The 24,444-nt window shown below is 42.4% G+C and carries 25 protein-coding genes, 1 rRNA gene and 2 other annotated features; all 26 genes read right to left on the bottom strand.

All coding sequences use genetic code 11. The annotated features are described in order from the left end of the window. Positions 1 to 12: 12 nt before the first annotated feature. The gene (gene rpoB / locus Q3W56_RS16765) at positions 13 to 3,594 is read right to left on the bottom strand and encodes a DNA-directed RNA polymerase subunit beta (protein ID WP_003225770.1); all 3,582 of its coding nucleotides are present in this window, start codon (positions 3,592 to 3,594) and stop codon (positions 13 to 15) included. A 247-nt stretch (positions 3,595 to 3,841) separates the two neighbouring features. After that, a complete protein-coding gene (locus Q3W56_RS16770; RefSeq protein WP_019713051.1) occupies positions 3,842 to 4,447 on the bottom strand; it encodes a class I SAM-dependent methyltransferase in 606 nt (201 codons plus the stop codon). A gap of 89 nt (positions 4,448 to 4,536) precedes the next feature. Then, on the bottom strand, positions 4,537 to 4,908 hold the full coding sequence (gene rplL / locus Q3W56_RS16775; RefSeq protein ID WP_003156436.1) for a 50S ribosomal protein L7/L12: 372 nt from the start codon (positions 4,906 to 4,908) through the stop codon (positions 4,537 to 4,539). Positions 4,909 to 4,953: 45 nt separating this feature from the next. Then, entirely contained in the window at positions 4,954 to 5,454 is a 501-nt protein-coding gene (gene rplJ / locus Q3W56_RS16780) for a 50S ribosomal protein L10 (protein ID WP_019713050.1), read from the bottom strand. Positions 5,455 to 5,519: 65 nt separating this feature from the next. Beyond that, positions 5,520 to 5,660: a sequence feature (ribosomal protein L10 leader region), on the bottom strand. A gap of 47 nt (positions 5,661 to 5,707) precedes the next feature. Beyond that, positions 5,708 to 6,406: a 50S ribosomal protein L1 gene (gene rplA / locus Q3W56_RS16785; protein WP_019713049.1), complete on the bottom strand. Its 699-nt coding sequence runs from the start codon at positions 6,404 to 6,406 to the stop codon at positions 5,708 to 5,710. A gap of 94 nt (positions 6,407 to 6,500) precedes the next feature. Next, positions 6,501 to 6,926 carry a 50S ribosomal protein L11 gene (rplK, locus tag Q3W56_RS16790; RefSeq protein ID WP_003156430.1) on the bottom strand — a complete coding sequence of 142 codons (426 nt, stop codon included), beginning with the start codon at positions 6,924 to 6,926 and terminating at the stop codon, positions 6,501 to 6,503. A gap of 167 nt (positions 6,927 to 7,093) precedes the next feature. After that, on the bottom strand, positions 7,094 to 7,627 hold the full coding sequence (nusG, locus tag Q3W56_RS16795; protein ID WP_003225764.1) for a transcription termination/antitermination protein NusG: 534 nt from the start codon (positions 7,625 to 7,627) through the stop codon (positions 7,094 to 7,096). 179 nt (positions 7,628 to 7,806) lie between these two features. After that, positions 7,807 to 7,986 (bottom strand): preprotein translocase subunit SecE, encoded by a 180-nt coding sequence (gene secE, locus Q3W56_RS16800; protein ID WP_003225761.1) that lies wholly within the window; start codon positions 7,984 to 7,986, stop codon positions 7,807 to 7,809. Positions 7,987 to 8,019: 33 nt separating this feature from the next. Continuing rightward, positions 8,020 to 8,169 (bottom strand): 50S ribosomal protein L33, encoded by a 150-nt coding sequence (rpmG, locus tag Q3W56_RS16805; protein WP_003156421.1) that lies wholly within the window; start codon positions 8,167 to 8,169, stop codon positions 8,020 to 8,022. A 92-nt stretch (positions 8,170 to 8,261) separates the two neighbouring features. Beyond that, the gene (gene sigH / locus Q3W56_RS16810; RefSeq protein WP_003225758.1) at positions 8,262 to 8,918 is read right to left on the bottom strand and encodes an RNA polymerase sporulation sigma factor SigH; all 657 of its coding nucleotides are present in this window, start codon (positions 8,916 to 8,918) and stop codon (positions 8,262 to 8,264) included. A gap of 62 nt (positions 8,919 to 8,980) precedes the next feature. After that, on the bottom strand, positions 8,981 to 9,493 hold the full coding sequence (rae1, locus tag Q3W56_RS16815) for a ribosome-dependent mRNA decay endonuclease Rae1/YacP (RefSeq protein WP_003225756.1): 513 nt from the start codon (positions 9,491 to 9,493) through the stop codon (positions 8,981 to 8,983). 6 nt (positions 9,494 to 9,499) lie between these two features. Beyond that, positions 9,500 to 10,249 (bottom strand): 23S rRNA (guanosine(2251)-2'-O)-methyltransferase RlmB, encoded by a 750-nt coding sequence (rlmB, locus tag Q3W56_RS16820; RefSeq protein ID WP_019713048.1) that lies wholly within the window; start codon positions 10,247 to 10,249, stop codon positions 9,500 to 9,502. Continuing rightward, the gene (locus Q3W56_RS16825; protein ID WP_019713047.1) at positions 10,233 to 10,664 is read right to left on the bottom strand and encodes a mini-ribonuclease 3; all 432 of its coding nucleotides are present in this window, start codon (positions 10,662 to 10,664) and stop codon (positions 10,233 to 10,235) included. Before Q3W56_RS16825 ends, rlmB begins: the two co-directional genes overlap by 17 nt. Before the next feature lie 3 nt (positions 10,665 to 10,667). Next, positions 10,668 to 12,068, bottom strand: coding sequence for a cysteine--tRNA ligase (gene cysS / locus Q3W56_RS16830; RefSeq protein ID WP_302896237.1), 1,401 nt, complete (start codon positions 12,066 to 12,068; stop codon positions 10,668 to 10,670). Next, the gene (cysE, locus tag Q3W56_RS16835; RefSeq protein WP_019713045.1) at positions 12,065 to 12,718 is read right to left on the bottom strand and encodes a serine O-acetyltransferase; all 654 of its coding nucleotides are present in this window, start codon (positions 12,716 to 12,718) and stop codon (positions 12,065 to 12,067) included. The genes cysS and cysE overlap by 4 nt, the downstream gene beginning before the upstream one ends. A 70-nt stretch (positions 12,719 to 12,788) precedes the next feature. Then, positions 12,789 to 13,019 (bottom strand) — a binding site (T-box leader). A 2-nt stretch (positions 13,020 to 13,021) separates the two neighbouring features. Beyond that, on the bottom strand, positions 13,022 to 14,473 hold the full coding sequence (gene gltX / locus Q3W56_RS16840) for a glutamate--tRNA ligase (protein ID WP_019713044.1): 1,452 nt from the start codon (positions 14,471 to 14,473) through the stop codon (positions 13,022 to 13,024). A 90-nt stretch (positions 14,474 to 14,563) separates the two neighbouring features. After that, on the bottom strand, positions 14,564 to 15,040 hold the full coding sequence (ispF, locus tag Q3W56_RS16845) for a 2-C-methyl-D-erythritol 2,4-cyclodiphosphate synthase (protein ID WP_003225745.1): 477 nt from the start codon (positions 15,038 to 15,040) through the stop codon (positions 14,564 to 14,566). Continuing rightward, the gene (gene ispD / locus Q3W56_RS16850) at positions 15,033 to 15,731 is read right to left on the bottom strand and encodes a 2-C-methyl-D-erythritol 4-phosphate cytidylyltransferase (RefSeq protein WP_302896238.1); all 699 of its coding nucleotides are present in this window, start codon (positions 15,729 to 15,731) and stop codon (positions 15,033 to 15,035) included. The genes ispF and ispD overlap by 8 nt, the downstream gene beginning before the upstream one ends. A 14-nt stretch (positions 15,732 to 15,745) precedes the next feature. After that, positions 15,746 to 16,846 (bottom strand): PIN/TRAM domain-containing protein, encoded by a 1,101-nt coding sequence (locus tag Q3W56_RS16855; protein ID WP_019713042.1) that lies wholly within the window; start codon positions 16,844 to 16,846, stop codon positions 15,746 to 15,748. Between the two features lie 111 nt (positions 16,847 to 16,957). Then, complete coding sequence (gene disA / locus Q3W56_RS16860) at positions 16,958 to 18,040, bottom strand: DNA integrity scanning diadenylate cyclase DisA (protein WP_003225736.1); 1,083 nt, start codon at positions 18,038 to 18,040, stop codon at positions 16,958 to 16,960. Between the two features lie 3 nt (positions 18,041 to 18,043). Then, positions 18,044 to 19,420 carry a DNA repair protein RadA gene (radA, locus tag Q3W56_RS16865; protein WP_019713041.1) on the bottom strand — a complete coding sequence of 459 codons (1,377 nt, stop codon included), beginning with the start codon at positions 19,418 to 19,420 and terminating at the stop codon, positions 18,044 to 18,046. 92 nt (positions 19,421 to 19,512) lie between these two features. Continuing rightward, positions 19,513 to 21,948: an ATP-dependent protease ATP-binding subunit ClpC gene (clpC, locus tag Q3W56_RS16870; protein WP_302896239.1), complete on the bottom strand. Its 2,436-nt coding sequence runs from the start codon at positions 21,946 to 21,948 to the stop codon at positions 19,513 to 19,515. Beyond that, positions 21,945 to 23,036: a protein-arginine kinase McsB gene (gene mcsB / locus Q3W56_RS16875; protein WP_302896240.1), complete on the bottom strand. Its 1,092-nt coding sequence runs from the start codon at positions 23,034 to 23,036 to the stop codon at positions 21,945 to 21,947. The genes clpC and mcsB overlap by 4 nt, the downstream gene beginning before the upstream one ends. Then, positions 23,036 to 23,593 carry a protein-arginine kinase activator protein McsA gene (gene mcsA / locus Q3W56_RS16880; protein WP_014112328.1) on the bottom strand — a complete coding sequence of 186 codons (558 nt, stop codon included), beginning with the start codon at positions 23,591 to 23,593 and terminating at the stop codon, positions 23,036 to 23,038. Before mcsA ends, mcsB begins: the two co-directional genes overlap by 1 nt. Before the next feature lie 13 nt (positions 23,594 to 23,606). Further along, positions 23,607 to 24,071: a transcriptional regulator CtsR gene (ctsR, locus tag Q3W56_RS16885; protein WP_003225724.1), complete on the bottom strand. Its 465-nt coding sequence runs from the start codon at positions 24,069 to 24,071 to the stop codon at positions 23,607 to 23,609. A 246-nt stretch (positions 24,072 to 24,317) separates the two neighbouring features. Then, positions 24,318 to 24,433 (bottom strand): 5S ribosomal RNA (gene rrf, locus Q3W56_RS16890). Positions 24,434 to 24,444: the final 11 nt, after the last annotated feature.

A 24,444-nucleotide genomic window follows, 5' to 3' on the forward strand; every position in this document is an offset into this window, starting at 1 on the left:
TATAACTAGAGATTATTCTTTTGTTACTACATCTCGTTCAACGTCTGCAGATGCTGTTTCTTCCGGCTCTTCATCACCTGATAATGCCAGGCCATCAGCTTGTTTCGCATCTTCTTCGTCTTCTAAATCTCTCATTTCTATTTCTTCTTCATCACCAGAAAGGATTTTGACATCCATACCTAAGCTTTGAAGCTCTTTGATTAATACTTTGAATGATTCCGGAACACCTGGTTCAGGAACATTGTCGCCTTTAACGATGGCTTCGTATGTTTTCACACGTCCAACCACGTCATCAGACTTCACAGTCAGAATCTCTTGAAGAGTGTAAGCCGCACCGTAAGCTTCAAGTGCCCATACCTCCATCTCACCGAAACGCTGTCCGCCAAATTGCGCTTTACCGCCAAGAGGCTGCTGTGTAACAAGTGAGTAAGGACCCGTAGAGCGTGCATGAAGTTTATCGTCAACCATGTGAGCCAGTTTGATCATGTACATGATACCGACAGATACGCGGTTATCAAATGGCTCGCCAGTACGTCCGTCGTAAAGCACTGTTTTGGCGTCACGGGACATGCCAGCTTCTTCAAGTGTTTCCCAAACATCCTCTTCTCGCGCTCCATCAAATACAGGAGATGCAATGTGAATGCCGAGGTAACGAGCGGCCATACCCATATGAAGCTCCAATACCTGCCCGATGTTCATACGTGATGGTACGCCCAGCGGGTTAAGCATGATATCAATTGGTGTGCCGTCAGGAAGGTAAGGCATATCCTCTTCAGGAAGAATCTTAGAGATAACACCTTTGTTACCGTGACGACCGGCCATTTTATCCCCTTCAGAAATCTTACGTTTCTGAACGATATATACGCGTACTAACTGGTTAACACCTGGAGGAAGTTCGTCTCCATCTTCACGGTTGAAGACTTTAACGTCGTGGATAATTCCACCGCCGCCGTGAGGCACACGAAGTGAAGTATCACGAACCTCGCGGGCTTTTTCACCAAAGATAGCGTGAAGCAGGCGTTCTTCTGCAGTCAGTTCAGTTACGCCTTTAGGCGTTACTTTACCAACAAGAAGATCTCCGTCCTTCACTTCAGCCCCAATACGGATAATTCCGCGGTCATCAAGATTGCGAAGCGCATCTTCACCGACGTTTGGAATATCGCGAGTGATTTCTTCAGGTCCAAGTTTCGTATCACGTGCTTCTGATTCGTATTCTTCGATGTGGATAGATGTATAAACATCATCCTTCACAAGGCGTTCACTCATGATGATGGCATCCTCATAGTTGTAGCCATCCCATGTCATGAAGCCGACCATTACGTTACGGCCAAGTGCAAGTTCACCAAGCTCCATAGAAGGACCGTCAGCAAGGATTTCTCCTTTTACCACTTCATCGCCGACACTTACGATCGGACGCTGGTTGTAGCACGTACCTTGGTTAGAGCGGACAAATTTCAGCAGGCTGTATTTATCCAGGTTTCCTTTTACTTTTTGACCGTCGACTTCTTCATAACGGCGAACCCAAACGTTTTTCGCTTCTACGCGTTCAACGATACCAGGGTGTTTACAAATAACAGCGGCACCAGAGTCTTTACCTGATACGTATTCCATACCAGTTCCTACGAATGGCGCTTCCGGCTGCATCAAAGGCACAGCCTGGCGCTGCATGTTCGCTCCCATGAGGGCACGGTTGGAGTCATCGTTTTCTAGGAACGGGATACATGCTGTCGCGGCAGAAACAACCTGCTTAGGTGATACATCCATGTAGTCGACACGGTTTCTGGAAACAACGGTGTTCTCCCCGCGGAAACGGGCTACGATGCTGTCATCAATAAATGCGCCTTCGTCATCAAGACGAGCGTTCGCTTGAGCGACAACATAGTTATCCTCTTCATCAGCAGTTAAGTAATCGATTCTGCCCGTTACCTTCCCTGTTTCAGGGTCAACGCGGCGATATGGCGTTTCGATAAAGCCAAAACGGTTTACTTTTGCATATGATGAAAGTGAGTTAATCAAACCGATATTCGGTCCCTCAGGCGTTTCAATCGGACACATACGGCCATAGTGGGAGTAGTGAACGTCACGCACTTCCATTCCGGCACGCTCACGTGTCAATCCGCCCGGTCCTAATGCTGACAGACGGCGCTTATGCGTTAATTCAGCAAGCGGGTTCGTCTGGTCCATGAATTGAGAAAGCTGAGAGCTTCCAAAGAACTCTTTAATGGACGCAATAACAGGACGAATATTGATCAGCTGTTGAGGTGTAATTGTATTCGTATCTTGAATTGACATTCTCTCACGAACCACACGCTCCATACGGCTTAAACCGATACGGAATTGGTTTTGGAGAAGCTCACCTACAGAACGTAAACGGCGGTTTCCAAGATGATCGATATCATCTGTGTCGCCTACTCCGTGCAGTAAGTTGAAGAAGTAGCTGATAGAAGAAATAATATCAGCAGGTGTAATGTTTTTAATCTCTTCTTCAATGTAAGCATTGCCGATTACATTAATAACCTGTTCTCCTTCTTGATCAGTCGGAGCAAAAATCTTAATCGATTGAAGAGTCACTTCATCTTCAACAACACCGCCATTCGGATACAGCTTTCTGAAACCGATTCCGTTTTCTAAGTATGGCAGTACTTTATCTAGTGTTCTTCTATCAAGAATCTGACCTTTTTCAGCCAGGATTTCTCCTGTTTCTGGGTCAACAAGCGTTTCAGCAAGTCTCTGATTAAAGAGGCGATTCTTAATATGAAGTTTTTTATTAATTTTATAGCGTCCTACATTGGCAAGATCGTATCGTTTCGGATCAAAGAAACGAGAATCAAGCAAGCTTTTCGCATTTTCTACTGTAGGCGGCTCTCCAGGACGGAGACGCTCGTAAATTTCGAGCAACGCTTTGTCGCTGTTTTCTGTGTTATCTTTATCAAGCGTATTTCGCAGGTACTCGTTCTCTCCTACGAGATCAAGAATCTCTTGATCGGAACCGAAGCCGAGAGCACGCAAAAGAACCGTAACCGGCAACTTACGTGTGCGATCAATGCGGACATAAACAACATCTTTCGCATCAGTTTCGTATTCTAACCATGCGCCACGGTTTGGAATGACAGTTGCGGTAAAACCTTTTTTACCGTTCTTGTCTACTTTACCACTGAAATATACACTTGGAGACCGAACAAGCTGGGAAACGATAACGCGTTCCGCACCGTTAATGATAAAAGTACCTGTGTCTGTCATAATCGGGAAATCACCCATGAAGACATCTTGGTCTTTTACCTCTCCAGTTTCTTTGTTAATTAAACGAACCTTCACTCTTAGCGGAGCTGAGTAAGTCACATCACGTTCTTTTGATTCCTCTACAGGATATTTAGGCTCACCTAAACTATAATCAATGAACTCAAGAGAGAGGTTACCAGTGAAATCCTCAATTGGCGATATGTCTTGAAACATCTCTCTAAGACCCTCATCAAGAAACCACTGATAAGAAGAGGTTTGAATTTCAATGAGATTTGGTAATTCTAACACTTCGCTAATGCGAGCATAGCTTCTGCGCTGGCGGTGTCGTCCATACTGAACTAGTTGACCTGTCAACTGATTCACCCCTCAAATCATGCGTATTATATGTGTAATAAGCATTTCTCTTCAAAGAAAAGAAAATACTTTTACAAGACAAAAGAAAAAAGGGTTTCTAATTAAGAAAACCACATCCAAAAACAAATACCGATTTTATTAGTATTTCCATACTTGTATAATTTATACATGGATATTGACATTTCATCATATCAAGCAAAATATATACATTGGCATTTTATAATATTAACATAGCTAAAATACCGAGTCAAACTTTTTTTGCTTTTATAATATAATAGCCTTTCTTTTTTTGAACGACAGAAACTTCATCGAACAGTTCCTCGAGCTTTTCAATGGCAGAAGGCGCGCCTTGCTTTTTCTGTATGACGATCCACAACTCACCTGAAGCTTTTAAGTGTTCAGCGCTTTTTTCAAAGATAGCATGGACAACTTTTTTTCCGGCTCGGATTGGGGGATTTGTAAGAATAGAAGCAAATGTTTGAGCAGAATCAACGTTTGAAAACATATCACTCTGATAAATCTTAACGTTTGTTATTCCGTTTTGTTCCGCATTTTCATTTGATAGCTCTACAGCTCTCTCATTAACGTCGATCATGTGGATGGTCCGCTCTTTAAAGTCGCTGGCCAGCGATAGACCAATCGGGCCATACCCGCAGCCTACATCCAGAATGCTGCCCTCAACTTCAGGCTCTTCAAAAGAATCAATCAGCAGACGGGATCCAAAATCAACTTCCTTTTTAGAAAAAACCCCGCTGTCGCTTGTAAACGTGAAATCTTTATTACGAAGCCTAAAAGACCAGGTTTGCTTGTTGCTTTTTACTGAAGGTTTTTCTGAATAATAGTGCTCACTCATTATTAGAACCTCCTTTTGTCATGTCTTAAAGAATGGCAAAGAAAAAGCTCGCCTCATAAAAGCGAGCTTCCCCTACAGGTAAGTGAAGATTACTTAACTTCTACAGAAGCGCCAACTTCTTCAAGTTTAGCTTTAAGCTCTTCAGCTTCTTCTTTAGCAATACCTTCTTTAAGTGGTTTTGGAGTGTTGTCAACAAGTTCTTTAGCTTCTTTCAAGCCAAGACCAGTGATTTCACGTACAACTTTGATAACTTTGATTTTTTGAGAACCTGCACCAGCAAGGATAAGGTCGAATTCGCTTTGCTCTTCAGCAGCTCCGCCTGCAGCAGCTCCGCCAGCTACAGCTACAGGAGCAGCAGCAGTTACGCCAAATTCTTCTTCGATTGCTTTTACTAGGTCGTTCAATTCAAGTACAGTTGCTTCTTTAACGGAAGCAATGATTTCTTCGATATTTAAAGCCATTTGTAATTCCTCCATTTTGTTTTAATTTATGAAAAACCGATTAGATTAAGCGCCTTGTTCTTCCTTTTGTTCTGCCACAGCTTTTGCAGCAAGAGCAAAGTTGCGAACTGGAGCTTGAAGTACGCTAAGCAACATAGAAAGCAAGCCTTCGCGTGATGGAAGTTCAGCAAGAGCTTTCACTTCTTCAACAGTAGAAACTTTGCCTTCGATAACGCCAGCTTTGATTTCAAGAGCTTCGTGCTGTTTAGCAAACTCGTTAAGAACTTTAGCTGGAGCGACAACATCCTCAGTACTGAATGCAATTGCATTCGGTCCAGTTAAGACATCATTCAAACCATCAAGTTCAGCTTGTTCAACCGCACGGCGAGTCATTGTGTTCTTGTAAACTTTAAACTCAACGTTAGCTTCACGAAGCTGTTTACGAAGTTCTGTTACTTCAGAAACGTTAAGTCCGCGGTAATCAACGATGATCGTTGATTTGCTTTCTTTTAATTTAGAAGCAATTTCTTCAACAACAACTTTTTTTGTTTCAATTGCGCTGCTCATGGTTACACCTCCTGTAGATTCTTGTGTAACACTTATACCGTTAGGTGATCACGACTGAGACGACGGATTCCATATAAAAAGCCTCCATGAGACATGGAGGCTGTATATACAAGCATACGTAACGTAATAGCTGTGATAATATACACCTCGGTAGGATAATTAAGCGGTTAGGCCCCTACTGTCTACGGTATAAATGATATATTATATTTTACAACATTTTGAATCATATCAGAATGTTGATGTCATGTCAATATTATTTTACGTTGAAAGTTGAAGCGTCTACTTTGACACCAGGTCCCATAGTAGAAGTTACAGCAACGTTTTTCACGTAAACGCCTTTTGCTGCAGCAGGTTTAGCTTTCAGGATTGTATCGTACATTGTTGTGAAGTTCTCAACAAGTTTTTCATCCTCGAAAGAAACTTTACCGATAGGAACATGAATGTTTCCAGCTTTATCAACGCGGTATTCAACTTTACCAGCTTTGATTTCGCCAATTGCTTTTTCAACTTCGAAAGTAACTGTACCAGTTTTAGGGTTTGGCATTAAACCTTTTGGTCCAAGCACACGACCGATTTTACCAACTTCACCCATCATGTCAGGTGTAGCTACGATTACATCGAAATCGAACCAGCCTTGTTGAATTTTGTTAATGTAGTCAGTATCTCCAACGTAATCTGCACCAGCAGCTTCAGCTTCTTTCGCTTTTTCGCCCTTTGCGAAAACGAGAACGCGCTGAGTTTTACCAGTTCCGTTTGGAAGCACAACAGCTCCACGGATTTGCTGGTCGTTTTTACGAGGGTCAACCCCTAGACGGAATGCAACTTCAACTGTAGCGTCGAATTTAGCTGTGTTTGTTTTTTTAACGAGAGCTACTGCTTCAGAAACATCGTAAGCTTTCGCACGATCTACAAGCTTAGCAGCTTCAACGTACTTTTTACCTTTTTTAGCCATTTTAAAATTTCCTCCTTATGTGGTTATAGCGGAATAACCTCCCACGAATAAGGGTTGCGAACTTGTTAAAACTCGCAACCCGACAAGAAACAAATTAATCCTCGATTACAATACCCATACTGCGGGCAGTACCTTCAACCATGCGCATTGCCGCTTCAACGTCTGCTGCGTTTAAGTCAGGCATTTTCGTTTCAGCGATTTCGCGTACTTTATCGCGCTTAACGGTTGCCACTTTATTACGGTTTGGTTCACCAGAACCAGACTCAATTCCAGCTGCTTTTTTAAGCAATACTGCAGCAGGTGGAGTTTTTGTAATAAATGTAAATGAACGGTCTTCGTAAACCGAAATTTCAACAGGAATGATTAAACCAGCTTGGTCAGCTGTACGAGCGTTAAACTCCTTACAGAATCCCATGATGTTAACACCGGCTTGACCAAGTGCAGGTCCAACTGGTGGTGCTGGGTTAGCTTTTCCAGCAGGAATTTGCAATTTTACAACTTTTACTACTTTTTTAGCCACGAGACACACCTCCTTAAGTCCGTGATGTGGTAATAGGGTAAACCCTCCCACTCAAGGTTTCATTCTTTATATGAATGACGAAATATCAAGCTAGTTGCCTTGGATAAGTCCAAGACGTACCTTTGCTATATTATCATTTATATATAGCAATTTCAAGTTTTTTCACATTACAATTTATCGATTTGGGTAAATTCCAGCTCAACTGGCGTTTCACGGCCGAACATATTAACGAAAACTTTGACCTTGCTTTTATCATAATCAATCTCTTCAATTGATCCAGTAAAGTTGGCAAAAGGTCCATCTATCACTTTCACTGTCTCTTTCAGTTCAAAGTCAATGTCCGTTTTGCGTTCGTCCATGCCCATTCTCTTCAGAATGGTTTCAGCTTCGCCCGGAAGCAGCGGCGTCGGTTTTGAGCCAGAGCCGGCAGATCCTACGAATCCAGTAACACCCGGCGTGTTGCGGACAACATACCAAGAGTCGTCTGTCATTACAATTTCAACAAGTACATAACCAGGGAACACTTTCTTTTTCACGACTTTTTTCTTGCCGTTTTTGATATCCGTTTCTTCTTCCTCAGGTACAACTACACGGAAAATTTTATCCTGCATCCCCATTGATTCAACACGTTTTTCCAAGTTGGCTTTTACTTTATTCTCATAACCAGAGTACGTGTGAACAACATACCAATTCTTTTCCATTCTATTCAGGACTCTCCAGTCCTTCCCTCCCCGCATTTGGTTTTTAGTGAATGACCATAACGCTTCAAAAAATAGGCAGCAAACCTATGATAACTTTCATTTTAACCCACAATAAAAAACCCGCTGAACGGGTTTTGGCAAGTGATATTATGATCTATTATAGCACGTATTGCTGATCATTATTCAACTATTAAACGAATTAATTGAGAAATTCCTGTGTCAAGGAGGGCAAAAAAGAGAATAAAAAAGATAACTGTTGAAATTACCGTAATGGTATAACGCGTTAACTCTTTTCCTTTAGGCCAGCTTACCTTTTTCATTTCTTTCCCAACATCTTTAAAGAATCTCATAATACGCATGTAAAAGACCTCCACAATTTAAAAGCGCAAACACTATTTTGTTTCAAGATGAGCTGTATGTGAATTGCAAGTACTGCAGTATTTCTTTACTTCTAATCGCTCAGCCGCTGATGCAGAGCTCTTCATTGTCGTATAATTACGGTTTCCGCATGTCTTGCATGCTAACGTAATCTTTTTTCTCATGTCATTACACCTTTTTCTAAATAGACATTAGTACTTATCTCTAGTAACATATCACAGTCAGAAAATTACTGTCAATACGACATAAATCCATATTACAAACTGATTTCGCGAATTTCCAAGTACTTTTCCAGCTTGCGTTTCACACGCTGAAGGGCATTGTCGATCGATTTCACATGCCGGTTCAGTTCATCGGAAATCTCTTGGTAACTTCTCCCGTCGAGATATAAGACGAGTACTTTTCTCTCTAAATCACTTAATAGTTCTCCCATTTTCATTTCAATGTCATCAAATTCTTCCTGATTGATAATCATTTCCTCAGGATTTAAGGTTTTCGCTCCTGAAATGACATCAAGCAGCGTTCGGTCTGATTCTTCATCAAAAATCGGTTTATCTAATGAGACGTAGGAATTCAAAGGAATGTGTTTCTGGCGAGTAGCTGTCTTTATTGCGGTAATAATTTGGCGGGTAATACATAATTCTGCGAAAGCTTTGAAGGAGGTAAGCTTGTCCTCTTTGAAGTCACGAATAGACTTATAGAGGCCTATCATACCTTCCTGAACAATATCTTCTCTGTCCGCTCCTATTAAAAAATAGGATCTTGCTTTTGCCCGAACAAAGTTTCGGTACTTTGTAATCAAGTAATCTAACGCATCACTGTCCCCAACATGAACCTTTTCAATGACCTGCTCGTCCTCCAACTGGCAAAACTGCTCTTTGTTGAATTTTCCCTTGTTGTTCTGTAGATTCACTCCGATCCCCCCGGCGCACGTAGATAGAAATATTATACAGTATTGGGCAAAAAAGCGTCAACTTAATCTAAGTCTCCCCGCCTCCACTTTTCAAACGTTTTCAAAACCTCTTCCGATAAAGCAATTTTACCCGCCGGCTTCTCGGAAGTGATTTTTCTTACCCGTCTCTCTATTCGCCTTTCAATCGCTTCTACCTCTCTCAAAAGCTCCCGGGCCGATTTCCGCAATGCTCCCTGTCCGAAAATCGCCCACTGTTCAGTATAGTCAGAGGTTGCAACATGAATTTGAGTTGCAATATTATTCAAAGCCTGAGCAAGCTTTTCTATCCGCTCATCAGCCGTCTCATTTTCTTTTGTAAAAATCACTTCAACTCTGTGGTTGGTCTGTTTCTTCTCAAGCCCTTTTACGAGATGCGCGTCAAAAACAACAATAACCCTGTTTCCAGTATACGATTGATATTCCGCCATTTTCTGAATCAGTACGTCTCTCGCCTCTTCAAAACTGTTCGCTTTTAAATCCTTCAGCTGCGGCCAGGCTCCAATCATGTTGTATCCGTCTACTAACAGGATATCCATGGGTCTTTATTCTCCCATAGGGTTTCGTTTCCGATAGACTTCATACATCAAAAGACCAGCCGCGACAGATGCATTCAGTGAAGTTACCTTCCCAGCCATCGGGAGTTTAATGAGAAAATCACACTTTTCTTTTACAAGGCGGCCCATCCCTTTTCCTTCACTTCCAATGACTAGAGCCAAAGGCATATTGCCGTCCATATTGCGGTAATCCTCACGCGCGGATGCATCCGTTCCGACAACCCAGATACCCCGCTCTTTCATTTCTTCTAACGTCCGCGCTAAATTGGTGACTCTCGCTACAGGGATGTGCTCAATTGCCCCTGTTGAGGCTTTTGCCACTGTTGTTGTCAGCCCGACCGCTCTCCGTTTTGGTATCACAATGCCATGTGCGCCAACCGCATCAGCTGTTCTCATAATGGAACCGAGATTATGAGGGTCTTCAAGCTCGTCCAGAATGAGGAAGAAAGGCTGTTCATTTCTTTCTTCGGCTGCTTTATATAAATCGTCCAGTTCTGCATATTCATACGCTGCAACTTGTGCCACTACGCCTTGATGCTGCCCTGTCACCATTTGATCGAGTTTTTTTCTCGGGACATATTGAATCGTGATTCCCTGCTTTTTCGCAAGCTCCATCACCTGCTGTGCTTGTCCCTTTACGGTGTTTTCCGCCATCCACAGCTTATACAGCTTACGATCTGATTTTAACGTCTCGATCACTGCATTTTTCCCTATGACGTAATCATGTTGCTGACTCATTTGTTTTCCTCCCTGACGTCCCGAATTGTATAGCTTCGGCAACGAGCTGACTAAGTCTTTCCTCTTTTTTCTCTAGAAAAAGGTGGCCCAGCAGCGCTTCAAATGCTGTACTGTAGCGGTACGTCTGAACATCTGTATTTTTAGGTGTCGTTCCCGACTTGGCATTTCTTCCTCTTTTCAAGACCGCTTCCTCTTCTTCCGTAAAAAATGATTGATCCTGCAGAAAGAATAGGATCTCAGCCTGTGACTTTGCCGATACAATCCGGCTTGATTTCTTATGAAGATCATTTGGTTTGGTAAAACCCTGCTTAAGCAGGTGATGCCTTACATACACTTCAAAAATGGCATCACCTATATAAGCAAGAGCAAGACCGTTAAGCTGCTTTGAATTTTTTATCGTTTCAAAATCAAGCATCCGTTATTCTCCCCGTTTCCAGCGAGTGCCTTGAGCCGTATCTTCGAGAATGATATTCATGCTTTTCAGCTGGTCGCGGATCTGATCTGACAGTGCAAAATCGCGATTTCGGCGCGCTTCATTTCTTTTTTCGATTAAATCTTCAATCTCTTGATCGAGAAGTTCCTGCTCGCCCAATGAAAAACCGAGAACAGATACAATGCGGTCAAACATGTCGATAAACGCCGTGATCACATGATCAGCAGTATGATCTTTCTGAAGATAATAATTGGCATGCTTCGCTAAGTCGAACAAGACAGAGATCGCATTCGCCGTATTAAAGTCATCGTCCATCGCTTCTTCGAATGCTTTGCGATGCTCTTCGACCTTCTCCAGCCATTGATCGTCATCTTCCGTTAAATTCGTACTGCTGTTCAGACGGTGCTGAAGGTTGCTGTACGCCGTTTTCAACCGGTTAAATGCGCTTTTTGTATTCTCCAGAAGCTCTTCTGAATAGTTAATCGGATGACGATAATGAACAGAAAGCATAAAGAATCTCAAAAGTTGCGGATCATGCTGTTTAATGATGTCATGCACAAGCACAAAGTTGCCTAGAGATTTTGACATTTTTTCATTATCAATATTGATATAGCCATTATGAAGCCAGTACTTCGCAAACGTTTTGCCTGTCAGCGCCTCAGATTGTGCAATTTCATTTTCATGGTGTGGGAACGTCAAATCCTGTCCGCCCGCATGGATATCAATCTGGTCACCCAAATACTTTTTCACCATCGCTGAGCATTCAATGTGCCAGCCCGGACGGCCTTTTCCCCAAGGGCTATCCCAAGAGATTTCTCCTTCTTTTGCTGCTTTCCACAACGCGAAATCAAGAGCATCTTCTTTTTTCTCGCCGACCCGGATGCGTGCACCTGATCTCAGTTCATCAATTGATTGCTGAGAAAGCTTTCCGTACCCTTCAAATGCTCTTGTTTTGAAATAAACGTCACCTTCTGATTCATAAGCGTAGCCCTTTTTCACGAGCTGATCTACGAATTCGATAATCGCTTCCATGTTTTCCATCACTCGCGGATGAAGATCGGCTTTTCGGCATCCGAGCGCACCTACATCTTCAAAGTATGCCTTTATAAAACGCTCTGAAATGGCAGGTACATCCTCACCGAGTTCATTTGCCGCTTTAATTAATTTATCGTCTACGTCTGTGAAGTTTGATACATACTGCACATCATAGCCTTTATACTCCAGATAGTTTCGAACCGTATCGTATACGATAGCCGGGCGAGCGTTACCGATGTGAATGTAATTGTAAACCGTTGGTCCGCATACGTACATTTTCACTTTTCCCTCTTCAAGAGGAACGAATGTTTCCTTCTGTCTAGTCAATGTATTATAGAGAGTGATTGTCATTTTTGATTGATCCTTTCTTTTCTGTCTTCAAGTTCTGCCTTCAGCTCTAAAATCTGCTGTTCCAAAGACTTAAAGCGATCAGCAACCGGATCGGGCAAATCCTGATGGTTTAAATCGCGTCTTACTTTCTTGCCATTTTGTACAACGACCCGCCCAGGGATGCCGACAACTGTTGAAAAATCAGGAACATCGTGCAGCACGACTGAACCAGCTCCAATCTTTGAGCCTTCACCGACAGTAATTGAACCGAGCACTTTCGCACCTGTAGCTATCAATGCGTCATCTTTAATTGTTGGGTGCCTTTTTCCCTTTTCTTTCCCTGTTCCCCCGAGGGTAACCCCCTGAAAAACGGTTACGTTATTGCCGATTTCACATGTCTCCCCAATGACAACCCCCATACCGTGGTCTATGAAAAATTTTCTCCCAATCGTAGCGCCGGGGTGGATTTCGATCCCGGTAAAAAATCGGCTTACCTGAGATATAAGGCGTGCAAGGAAATAAAATTTTCGTTTATATAAAGCATGTGCAATCCGATGCGCCCATATAGCATGTAAACCGGAATAAGTTAAAATTACTTCAAAATAACTTCTTGCTGCTGGATCTTGATCGAACACTGTATCAATGTCTTCTTTGAGCATTCTAAAAAACACATGCTTCCCCCCACTTCTCTATTTGATTTCCTCTTCACCCAATAAAAAAAGCGCCTCTGCATGAAAACATGACAGAGACGCTTAAACCGCGCGGTTCCACTCTGTTTGAAAAGCAGACTCCTGCTCTCCCAACTTCAGCCTGTAACGGCGGCGGCCGCCTTTGAATACTGATTTCGAAAAATGTTCTTCAGAGGTCTTAAGGGCGCACTTCTAAAACCCGGCTCATGGATCTCTCTCAGCCAATGAAGATCCTTTCTGTAATGGCCTAAAGCTTTATACTCTTCCCTGTCAACAATCGTTTATTTAAATATTTTTCAAACGCTGAATTGCAATTTCTTTACCGATCAATTCAATTGATTGCGGCAGTTCCGGACCGTGAGTTTGCCCTGTTACAGCAACACGGATCGGCATAAACAGTTTTTTCCCTTTATGGCCAGTTTCTTTCTGCACCGCTTTGATTGATGCTTTGATGTTATCCGGAGTGAACTCCTCAAGCTCTTCAAGCTTCGCAGCGAATGTGCTGAGCACTTCAGGAACCTGCTCCTCCTCCAGAACAGCTTTTGCTTCTTGATTATACTCGATCTCATCCGTAAAGAACAAATCAGTCAACTCAACAATTTCCGCACCGTAGCTTAATTGCTCATGATACAGGGAAATCAGTTTACGAACCCATTCTTGTTCTTCAGCAGAAAGCTCAGCGCCAACTTTGCCGGCTTTTTGCAGATGCGGAAGCGTCAGTTCAACAACCTGATCAAGCTCCAGCTTCTTCACGTATTGATTGTTAACCCATTTTAGCTTATGCATATCAAACAATGCTGGTGATTTAGATAAACGGTTTACATCAAAAATATCGATAAACTGTTCTTTTGTGAATAGCTCTTCTTCTCCAACCGGTGACCAGCCAAGCAGTCCGATAAAGTTGAACAGCGCTTCCGGCAAGTAGCCAAGCTCTTTATACTGCTCGATGAATTGAATTATAGACTCATCGCGTTTGCTGAGCTTTTTACGGCTTTCATTTACAATCAGCGTCATGTGTCCGAACTGAGGAATATCCCATCCGAATGCTTGAAAAATCATAATTTGTTTCGGTGTGTTAGAAATATGATCCTCACCGCGCAGCACGTGGGTCATTTTCATTAAGTAGTCATCAATAGCTACCGCGAAGTTGTAAGTCGGTGTTCCGTCCTTTTTCACAATAACAAAGTCGCCAATGCCATCTGATTCGAAAGAAATTTCGCCTTTTACGATATCGTTGAAGGCAATGATTTTTCCTTCCGGCACACGGAAACGAATACTTGGCTTTCTGCCTTCAGCAATAAATTTCTCCTGTTCTTCCTGAGTCAGATTTCTGTGTTTTCCGGAATAACGCGGCATTTCTCCGCGTGCAATTTGTTCTTCACGCTCTTTTTCAAGCTCTTCTTCCGTACAGTAACATTTATAAGCAAGCCCTTTTTCAAGAAGCTCTTCATAATACACTTTATAGATATCGTTACGCTCTGATTGACGGTATGGGCCGTACTCACCGCCGACATCCACACTCTCATCCCAGTCAATACCAAGCCATTTCAAATAATTAAGCTGGCTTTGTTCTCCGCCCTCAATATTGCGCTTTTTATCAGTGTCCTCAACACGAATAATAAACTTACCGCCTTGATTGCGGGCAAATAAATAATTAAAAAGCGCCGTTCTGGCATTTCCAATATGCAAATGTCCTGTTGGACTCGGTGCATAACGGACGCGTACTTCGTTTCCCATTTTCAAATACTTCCTTTCATGTCATGTATGGCCTCAGGCAAAAATGTATGAATCTATTCTACCATCAAATAGACCCGGCATCAAAGCAAGTTAGCCTTTTTGTATCAGTACTGTCGCTTGAGCCGCTATTCCTTCCGCTCGGCCTGTAAAACCAAGCTTTTCTGTCGTTGTTGCTTTTACATTTACTTGAGAAACGTCCGCCTCAAGCCCTTCAGCAATTCTTTTTCTCATATCTTCTATGTACGGCAGCATCTTTGGCTTCTGTGCAATGATGGTGCAGTCAATGTTTCCAAGAACATACCCCTTCTGTTTCACAATCCCCCAGACATGCTGAAGTAACTTGAAAGAATCTGCATCCTTGAACTCGGGATCAGTATCAGGAAAATGCTTGCCGATGTCACCTTCTCCAACAGCCCCGAGGCAGGCGTCAGCGACGGTATGCAGCAATACGTCTGCATCAGAATGGCCGAGCAGCCCTTTTTCATACGGGATTTCAATTCCGCCAATAATAAGAGGGCGGCCCTCCACTAATTGATGAACATCAAAGCCTTGTCCAATTCTAAACATGATTATTCCTACTTTCTGATTCCATGATAGCTTCAGCTGACGTTAAATCGTCTGGCGTCGTCAGCTTAATATTTGTATAGCTGCCTTCTACAACGCGGACCGAACCGCCCTCCATCTCTTCAACGAGACTGGCGTCATCCGTCCCTAAAAATCCCTTATGCTCCGCCTCAGCGTGGGCCTTCATCAATAAAGAAAGACGAAAAGCTTGTGGCGTTTGGACAGCCCACAAGCTTGAACGTTCAATCGTCTCACAGACTTGTAAATCTTGAACGCGTTTAATCGTATCTTTTACCGGGACAGCGAGGATGGCCGCTCCTGCCTGTTCCGCTTCAGCGATCAGTTTATCTATTTGTTCATGCTTTATAAAAGGCCGGGCGCCGTCGTGAACAAGAACTATCTTTTCTTGTTTCACGGCTTTCAGCCCTTTATAAACACTGTGCTGCCGCTCATCTCCGCCTGCAACAAGCTCAATAGGAGTTTGAAATGGATAATCGGTCAGCAATTGCTGAAAGTGCTCCCGCTCGCGCTCATTAATCACCAAGATGATTTTTTCACACGGCCGGTGGCTGTCAAACACTCTTAACGTGTGAATGATCACCGGGTCTCCTTTCAGCTCAATGAACAGTTTATTTCTCCCCGCCTTCATCCGTTTTCCCTGTCCGGCTGCAGGAATCACCACATCATAACTCATTGTTTTTTCTCCCTTTACAGCGCCTTCTCCAACAGCTTGGGCTTAGCAAAAATCATTCGTCCCGCTGCTGTTTGCAGCACACTTGTAACGAGTACATCAATATGCTTGCCGATATAATTGCGCCCTTCTTCAACGACAATCATCGTACCGTCATCCAAGTAGGCAACTCCCTGATTATGCTCTTTCCCGTCCTTAATGACCTGAACATTCATTTCCTCGCCAGGAAGAACAACAGGCTTGACCGCATTGGCAAGGTCATTAATGTTTAATACTGCTACCTTCTGAAGCTCGCATACTTTATTTAGATTAAAATCATTCGTTACGACGACTCCGGATGTCAGCTTAGCGAGTTTGACGAGCTTGCTGTCAACCTCCTGGATATCTTCAAAGTCGCCTTCATAAATTTCAACTTCAATGTCTAATTCTTTCTGAATCCGGTTTAGGATATCAAGACCGCGTCGTCCTCTGTTTCGTTTTAAAACATCTGAAGAATCAGCAATATGCTGCAATTCCTCAAGGACAAACTGCGGAATCACGATAATCCCCTCTAAAAACCCAGTCTGACAAATATCTGCTATTCTCCCATCAATAATAACACTTGTGTCCAAAATTTTCAGCTTCTTGTCCTGAACCTCATGTTCTTCATCCGCTGTTCCTTTTTTCTTTTGCATTCTGGCAGAAATGGAAAACAGGCTGATCAATTCATCCTTTTTCTTAAAGCCCACCTGGAAGCCGAGATAACCGAGGAAGAACGCTAAAAACACAGGGATGATTGTACTGAATATGCGGTAAGGTATATTGTCTAAAGGAATAACATTTACGATAAGATAAGCGATTATAAGTCCAAAAACCAGGCCAAGACTTCCAAATAACAAATCTGGAACCGGCGCTTTTAACAATGAATCCTCTATCCACTTCATCCAGTTCACAACGTATTCTGTACCCCATATACTGATGAGAAAAAAGATAATTGCTCCTATTGCCGCAGACGTATATGCGTTTGTTATTAAAGGTATGTCCTGTATACTTAACAGTACAAACAATTCAGGTATTAAAAATATACCAACAACGCCGCCAAAGATAATGAAGAACGCCTGAACTATTCGTTTTAACATACCCCCACCTCCTTTTAACATTTTATTTCACAAATTTTTATGATCCTACGAATATCAGAATAAACAAAAATCAACATTAATATACCCGTATTCATAAGGTTTTAACCGAAATCACAGCTGTCTATCTAAATAATGCTTCTCTTGCAGGCGTTTTAAACCTTTTTTGATTTTTTGGGCTCGTACTTCACCGATTCCCTCAACTTCATCTAGTTCTTCTGCACTCGCCTCAATAATCCTTGGTAGGACTCCAAATGCTTCTACAACATTTTCAACAATCGGCATCGGAAGACGCGGTATCTTATTTAACAGCCTGTATCCTCTAGGCAATACATAATCATCAAGATTTGTAGAAGCCGGATAACCGAGGAGCTTATACACAATAGAATCATCCAGCAGATCATAACTGGACATATCCTGCAGCTCTTTCAATAGAACAAACGGATCTTTAATCTTTTCTTTCACATAATCCTTAATAAATAAAGCGGCCTCTTCTTCCATATCTGTAATCAATTCAATAACTTGCAGCTTGATCAGATGTCCTTCTGTTCCCAGCTCTTTGATATACATGTTGATTTCGTTTTTGATTCTCAGCACCATTTCATAACGATGCATGACAGACAAAACATCACTGAAGGTAACAAGCTCCTCAAACTCTAATGCATTCAGTGCGTTAATTGTTTTGTCGAGGATTGTCTTATATTTTTCAAGTGTTTGTATAGCTTGGTTCGCTTTGGTTAAAATAAATCCTATGTCTTTTAGTGTATACTTCATGTTTTCCTGATATAACGTTATAACATTTCTTCTTTCAGAAATAGCAATCACGAGACAGCCAGTTTGCTTAGCTACTCTTTCGGCAGTACGGTGCCGCATTCCTGTTTCTGACGAAGAAATTGTGGCATCTGGCATCAGTTGTGTATTAGCGTAGAGGATTTTTTGACCTGAATCACTTAAAATGATCGCTCCATCCATTTTAGCCAACTCATACAAATGAGCCGGAGAAAAAGCCGTATTTATGTGAAAGCCGCCGTCCACTACTTCTTTTACTTTATCATTATATCCAACAACAATCAGACCGCCTGTATTTGCTCTCAAGACGTTTTCCATCCCTGCTCTGAGCGGTGTACCCGGAGCAACAAACTGCAATATAGATGACAGGTCTAATTCGTGTTTCGCCCCTTTTTTCTCTTTTTCCATCTATTATCCTCCTAATGAAGTACGAAGCGCCTCTGCAACATTTGCTACTCCGATAACCTCAATCCCTTTTGGTTTCGTCCAACCATCCAGATTTGCCGCGGGTATGATCATGCGTGTAAAACCAAGCTTAGCCGCTTCTTTCACACGCTGTTCAATTCTAGAAACCCGCCGGACTTCTCCGGTTAACCCCACTTCACCTATAAAACAATCGGCAGGATTTGGGGGGGTGTCTCTAAAGCTGGACGCGATGCTGATCGCAATGGCAAGATCAATTGCCGGTTCATCAAGCTTTACGCCGCCAGCTACTTTCAAATAGGCATCCTGATTTTGCAGCAGCAGCCCAACTCTTTTTTCTAACACAGCCATTAACAGCGAAACCCTGTTATGGTCTATTCCTGTTGCCATACGCCGCGGATTGCCAAAGCTTGTTGGCGAGATGAGCGCCTGGATTTCAACGAGAATCGGTCTTGTGCCCTCCATAGAAGCAGTTATGCTTGAGCCTGCGGATCCCGCTGAACGTTCTTCCAAGAAAATTTCTGAAGGGTTCAAAACCTCAGTGAGCCCCTCTTCGCGCATTTCAAAAATGCCCATTTCATTTGTAGAACCAAAACGGTTTTTTACAGCCCGTAAAATACGGAAAGTATGGTGACGTTCCCCTTCAAAATATAAAACAGTGTCGACCATATGCTCCAACAGTCTTGGCCCCGCAATCGACCCTTCCTTCGTCACATGCCCTACGATAAAAATCGGAATACCTTTTGTTTTTGCAATTTTCATCAGCTCAGCGGTACATTCTCTGACCTGTGACACACTGCCCGGAGCCGATGTAATGTCGCTTTGGTAAACCGTTTGAATAGAGTCTACAACGACAAACGCTGGATTCATCTCTTGTATAGCAGACGAAATATACTCCATATCGGTTTCAGATAAAACATGCAGTGACGGACTATTAATGCCAAGACGATCTGCTCTCAGTTTCGTTTGCTTTACCGATTCTTCTCCCGAAATGTACAGCACACTGTTCGATGAATCTGATAATTGAGCGGAAACCTGCAGTAATAACGTTGACTTTCCAATACCAGGATCGCCGCCGATTAAAACGAGTGAGCCTTTGACGACGCCCCCGCCGAGCACCCTGTTAAACTCGCCAAGCTGGGTTTTAACCCGAGGTTCTTCTGATGTTTCGATTGATGTAATAGGTGAAGGTTTCTGTACAGTTTGAACTGAATGAGAAAAAGCTGCTCTCCGATTGGCCGGCGCTTTTTTAACCATTTCTTCCACCATAGTATTCCAAGCACCGCAGCCCGGACATTTCCCCATCCATTTTGGAGACTCGTAACCGCAGGATTGGCAGATGAATTTCGATTTTGTTTTAGCCATATATCGTGTAAGACCTCTCCCTTTGTTCTATTTCTTAATATGAAAGTGAGGCATACACTTACATGCTGTATGCCTCATTTTCGTCTTCTATATTAATTCGTTTTAGCAGTCGTTTTTACGACAAATTCGCCGTCTTCTACATCGAGAACGATATGCTGTCCTTTATGAATATTACCTCTGAGTAGTTCTTCAGATAAACGGTCTTCGACATGTTTTTGGATAGCTCTTCTTAATGGACGGGCGCCGTATTCCAAGTCAACGCCCTCTTCCGCAACTTTCGCTTTTGCAGCATCGGTCAATTCGATAGAAAGATCTTGTTCTTTCAGGCGTTTCGTTAATTGATCAGACATCAATGACACGATTTCAGTGAGATGTTTTTTCTCAAGTGAATGGAAGACAATGATTTCATCGATCCGGTTGATAAACTCGGGTCTGAACGCACGTTTCAATTCACCCATCACTTTATCTTTCATGTCTTTATGATTTTGCGTCTCATCCTGAACGTTAAAGCCGACATATTTATTGCGTTTCAGCTCACTTGCTCCGACGTTTGACGTCATAATCAGAATGGTATTGCGGAAATCGACTGTACGTCCTTTAGAATCAGTCAATCGTCCGTCTTCAAGAACTTGCAGGAGGATATTGAAGACATCAGGATGCGCTTTCTCAATCTCATCAAGAAGCACGACAGAGTAAGGTTTTCTTCTGACTTTCTCTGTTAATTGGCCGCCTTCATCGTATCCCACATATCCCGGAGGTGAACCGACAAGTCTTGAAGTTGAGTGTTTTTCCATGTACTCAGACATATCAATTCTGATCATGGCTTCCTCATCACCGAAAATCGATTCAGCAAGTGCTCGCGCCAGCTCTGTCTTACCTACACCTGTAGGGCCTAAGAAAATGAATGAGCCGATTGGGCGTTTAGGATCTTTTAATCCTGCTCTCGCACGTCTGACTGCTTTTGCTACAGCTACAACTGCTTCATCCTGGCCAATGACACGGGAGTGAAGAATGCTTTCCATATTGAGAAGCTTATCAGTTTCCGTTTGGGCGATTTTGGATACAGGCACCCCAGTCCAGCTGGATACAACCATCGCAATATCATCAACAGTAACCTCTGAGTTTTCCTGCCCTTGCTTCTCTTTCCATGATTTCTTCGTATCCTCTACTTGCTCGCGCAGGCGCTGCTCAGTATCACGCAAAGAAGCTGCCTTTTCAAACTCTTGGCTTTGCACTGCCGCATCCTTCTCTTTACGAACCTCATCAAGCTTCTGTTCAAGCTCTTTTAAGTTAGGAGGTGTTGTAAAGGAGCGCAGTCTCACCTTTGAACCCGCTTCATCGATTAAGTCAATTGCTTTATCTGGAAGGAAACGGTCAGAAATATATCTGTCAGAAAGCTTAACCGCAGCTTCAATGGCATCATCTGTAATTGATACACGGTGGTGAGCTTCATATCGGTCACGCAAGCCTTTTAAAATTTGAATACTTTCATCTGCAGATGGCTGATCAACCTGAATCGGCTGAAAACGGCGTTCCAACGCTGCATCTTTTTCAATATATTTACGGTACTCATCAAGAGTCGTCGCTCCAATACATTGAAGTTCACCGCGAGCAAGTGAAGGTTTTAAAATGTTAGACGCATCAATGGCACCCTCTGCTCCACCCGCTCCGATTAAGGTATGGAGTTCATCAATGAATAAAATGATGTTTCCTGCCTGGCGAATTTCATCCATGACTTTCTTCAGGCGATCCTCAAATTCACCGCGGTATTTTGTGCCGGCTACAACTGTTCCCATGTCTAATGTCATCACGCGTTTATTACGCAATATTTCCGGAACTTCATTGTTAATGATCTGCTGAGCAAGGCCTTCTGCAATTGCTGTTTTACCTACACCTGGTTCTCCAATTAGAACTGGATTATTCTTAGTTCTACGGCTTAATACTTCAATAACACGTTGAATCTCTTTACTTCTTCCAATAACTGGATCAAGGCTATCTTCCTTGGCAATAGCGGTTAAATCTCTTGCCAGACTGTCAAGCGTCGGTGTATTTGCATTGTTATTTGTTCCGGCTCCAGATGTCCCGGTTTCATTGCTTCCAAGAAGTTGCAGCACTTGCTGTCTTGCCTTATTAAGACTGACACCAAGATTATTCAAAACTCTTGCAGCAACTCCTTCACCTTCACGAATTAGTCCGAGAAGTATGTGTTCTGTTCCTACATAAGAATGACCTAGTTTTCTAGCTTCATCCATTGATAGTTCTATTACTTTTTTAGCTCTAGGTGTATAGTGAGGAACAGAGGTGGAACTTTCCTGTCCTCGACCAATCAAACTTTCTACTTCTTTTTGTATTTTATCTGAATTAAGACCAAGGGCCTCTAAAGCTTTAAATGCAATCCCTTCACCTTCACGAACTAATCCCAACAATATATGTTCTGTCCCAATATTTGTATGACCTAAACGAAGTGCTTCTTCCTGTGCAAGCGCCAGTACTTTTTGAGCTCGTTCTGTAAATCTTCCAAACATCATATCGATTCATCCTCCTGTCTTTTCCCATTCATTTCTAAGTGAAGCCGTTCTCTGATGAGAGCCGCTCTTCGAATGTCTCTTTCGTTTGGCCGCAAAGCGCCTCCCGAGTACTGCTGTAAAAATCCTGGCTGTGTCAAAATCATTAGTTCATTAAGTATGTTGCTTGAAAGTCCTTTAATAATGCCTAGATCTATGCCCAAGCGGACATCTGAAAGACATTTTGCAGTTTCTTTCGATTCTATCATCCGGCAATTGGACAAGACCCCATAAGACCGATATACCTTATCCTCAAGTTCAATTTTAGAGGTTTGGTAAAGCGCTTCTCGGGCAGATCGTTCTTGTTCAATTAGCTGGGCGGCAACACTGTTAAGATCATCTACAATATCCTGCTCTGACTTGCCAAGCGTGATCTGATTTGAAATTTGAAAGATATTTCCTACTGCTTCGCTGCCTTCCCCATAAATTCCTCTAACAACTAAGCCTAATTGATTAATTGCCGGTATAATTCGATTTATTTGCCTAGTTAAAACCAGTGCTGGCAGATGCATCATGACTGAAGCCCTTAAACCCGTACCTACATTTGTAGGACAGCTGGTTAAGTATCCTCTTTGCTCATTAAAAGCATAATCAACTTTTTCTTCAATCCAGTCATCGACCCAGTTAGCGGCTTTCATTGCCTCTAAAAGCTGAAATCCAGGGAATAGACATTGAATCCTAATATGATCCTCCTCATTTAACATGACGCTTACTTCTTCATTTTCAGAAAGCAAACAGCCGCCAAAAGGAGACTCTGTCAAATTCGGACTGATGAGATGTTTTTCAACAAGTACACGCTTTTCTAAAGCCTGTGCATCATTCATTCTGATCAAAACGAATTTTCCGATTCCGGGAATTTCTTGTTCTGAAAACTGATCTTCAAATTGCTGTATGATGGATGAGGCTTCTTCATTGGAATACCGCGTAGGGAACCGTATATGTTCAAAGTTCCTTGCTAAACGTATGCGGCTGCTGAGTACAATGTCACTTTCAGGTCCCTTCTGCTTCATCCAACTGCTTAGTGCGTCCTGAATAAAATGCTTTAGCGACATTACCCCTGTTCCTCCTCACTATCTTTGCTTTTGAGTGATTGTTCTAATGAACGAATTTGATCTCTCACATGGGCTGCGTTCTCAAATTCTTCTTGATGAATTAAGGATTCTAATTCTTTTTTCAGCATGTCAATCTGCCGTCTGACATGGAGATTGCCGCCTATACGCTTCGGTATTTTCCCAGCATGCACAGTGTTCCCGCTATGCACTTTACGTAAGATAGGTGTGATGTTGCTATGAAATGTTTTATAACATTCAGAACAACCAAAACGGCCGATTTTTCTAAATTGCTGAAAAGTCATTCCGCATTTCGGACAAGCTGATATTTGCTCCGAGTGACTGAACATTTGAGTTCCTGCATTTTGGAATGAAGAATCCATGTTCAGCAAACCCGAAAGTAAATTATGAATAGAGAAACCTTGATTTGCACTTATACCATATGAATCACTATTTTCTTTGGCACATTGTTCACAAATATGAACTTCTATTTTTTCTCCGTTAACAACCTTTGTAAAGTGAAAAGTGGCAGGTCTCTCGTGGCACTCTTGACAAATCAATCTTTTCACCCGCTTATTTTAATTTTAAAGATGTCAGCATAGCCTTCATCATTCTCGCTCTTAATTCATCACGTTCAGGCAAGTCAATGTGTAAAACCGAGCGGTCCATCACGCTGACCATCATTTTTGCTTCTCTTTCTGAAATCACCTTGTCTTCTAATAGCCTTAAAATAATGTCATCAGAGGCTGCTTGAGACAAATGGGTATTAATTTGAGAAATAATATTATTGATCAGGACAACTTCATTGTTCATTTTAATTTTAATGATTCTGATGTAACCGCCGCCCCCGCGTTTGCTCTCAACAATATATCCTCTTTCGCTTGTAAATCTGGTGTTGATGACATAATTTATTTGGGAAGGAACGCATTGAAATTTATCTGCAATTTCACTTCGTTTAATCTCTAAAATTTCCTTGCCATTTTGATCTAACACTCGTTTTAAATATTGTTCAATGATGTCAGAAATATTATGTCCCACTCAACCCCCTCCTTTACTGACTTTGACTATATTTGACTTTAATCTTACTATAAGGCGTTTCTCGAGAATTTTCAACTTTCTCGCTCTATCCTTTATTATTTCCACTTTCCCGACCCATAAAACCTGATTGCCGATTTAAAATTCAGTGTAAAGTTATTATATTATACAATTAAAAGAAGTTTTATGATACTAATAAACCAGAATACAAAAAAGGGCAGCTCATATGAGCTGCCCTTTTTTCAAATTGCTTGGCGGCGTCCTACTCTCACAGGGGGAAACCCCCGACTACCATCGGCGCTGAAGAGCTTAACTTCCGTGTTCGGCATGGGAACGGGTGTGACCTCTTCGCTATCGCCACCAAACAAATTGAGAG

The organism is Bacillus sp. C28GYM-DRY-1 (genome assembly GCF_030519405.1).
GTDB lineage: Bacteria > Bacillota > Bacilli > Bacillales > Bacillaceae > Bacillus > Bacillus spizizenii_A.